At 54.2% G+C, this 839-nt stretch carries 2 protein-coding genes; both read left to right on the forward strand.

The genetic code is table 11. From position 1 onward, the window contains the following. Nucleotides 1-480 (forward strand): DNA-binding protein (locus ACQRBJ_RS16085; protein ID WP_445304236.1); only part of this gene is annotated, 480 nt, incomplete at its 5' end. A 188-nt stretch (nucleotides 481-668) separates the two neighbouring features. Continuing rightward, nucleotides 669-764: a smalltalk protein gene (locus ACQRBJ_RS16090; protein WP_153126028.1), complete on the forward strand. Its 96-nt coding sequence runs from the start codon at nucleotides 669-671 to the stop codon at nucleotides 762-764. The last annotated feature ends 75 nt before the right edge of the window (nucleotides 765-839 follow it).

Below are 839 nucleotides of genomic sequence, written 5' to 3' on the forward strand. Positions count from 1 at the left end.
CATGGCAGCGTGTACTCCAGAGCCGACATCAGCGCCATCCTCTACATGGCAGTGGACTGCATGAGAGAGATGCTGCTCGAGGGCAAGAAGGTCCGTCTGGGCGACCTGGGTGACTTCTCCGTCCTGCTCACCTCGAAGGGTGCCGAGGATGCCGACAAGTTCACCGCGCAGAACATCACCGACGTGAAGGTGCAGTGGGAGCCTGGTCAGCAGTTCAAGACCCTGCGTGACGAAGCCGAGTTCAACCTCGTGGCAAGCCGCAGTGCTCAGGCTGCCGTGCTCAAGGCAATCAAGGAGGGCAAGACCAGCGTAGACCTCAATGCTCCAGCCACTCCGGAGGGAGACGGTGACGGAACCAGCGGCGGCGGTTCTACTACCACCGGAGGTGGCGAGAATACCGGAGGTCAGGGCAGCGAGAGTTCCGGCGGAACGGGTAGCGAAGGCTCCGGCACCGACCAGGGCGGAGACGTAGGTTTCTAGACAGAGGGGGAGTTAAGGGAAGTTAGAGGGAAGTTAGAGAGAAGTTAAGGGAAGTTAGAGGGACAAATGTCCTGCATCTAAAAGACCATTGTCTCTTAACTTCCCGAACGACCGTAGGGAGTGATAACTTCATTAACTCCCCAACTTGCAAAAAAACTCATATGTTTAACCTTTAAATTAGAAAGACTATGAAAAGAGACACATGGAAGATGGTGTTGCAGATAGCCATCAGCATCTTGACGGCAATCGCAACCACGCTCGGAGTGACTAGCTGTGTAGGCTAGAAGTTGAAAATGAAGAATGGCCGTTCTCCTCTACCCCATGAGGAGGCGGTCATTTTTTCGTATTCCGGTCATTAA

The organism is Prevotella sp. SGI.167, from assembly GCF_050313615.1.
Taxonomy (GTDB): Bacteria; Bacteroidota; Bacteroidia; order Bacteroidales; family Bacteroidaceae; genus Prevotella.